Here is a 428-nt window from a genome sequence, read left to right as displayed (position 1 = left end):
AATGGCTGGAGAAGAGTTTGAAACCCAGGCAGATCGTCAGACGTGGGTACTTGATAGAGCCGCGGCCGCCATTTCTGTGACGTTGCTCAAGGACGATGTCCTGCAAGGACTTGGGGTTCTGTTTGGGAGTTTACTTTTCCCTGATGGAGTGCAGCGCTCTCTGAGCTTCGACGCTCTGCGCGATGTGATTTATGAAAATCGTGCCAAGCTACTGGACTCAGTAAAAAAGGAATGCTCACCTGAGAAGGTGCTCTCGTACCACAGTGCGGACGACGGCTTCTGCCGCATTTACTACGAGGACCAGCACAAACGGCTTTTTTGTTTCCAGCTGAGCTCCAGAAATCAATTCGAGCTCCTTTACTGCGAGTCGAGTGGTGAACCATCACATGTGGTAACTCACTCAAACGTAAAGCTTGGACGTCTTCCAA

Annotated in this window: 1 protein-coding gene; it reads left to right on the top strand. The window is 50.7% G+C overall.

Annotation, left to right across the window (positions count from 1 at the left end; translation table 11 throughout):
- Positions 1-428, top strand: a 428-nt coding sequence (locus tag AC3XQU_RS22995) for a hypothetical protein (RefSeq protein ID WP_489876476.1), incomplete at both ends; no start/stop codon positions are given.

The sequence above is a fragment of the Telluria sp. AZSoR62 genome (assembly GCF_058111565.1).
This window is presented reverse-complemented; position numbering and strand designations above follow the sequence as displayed.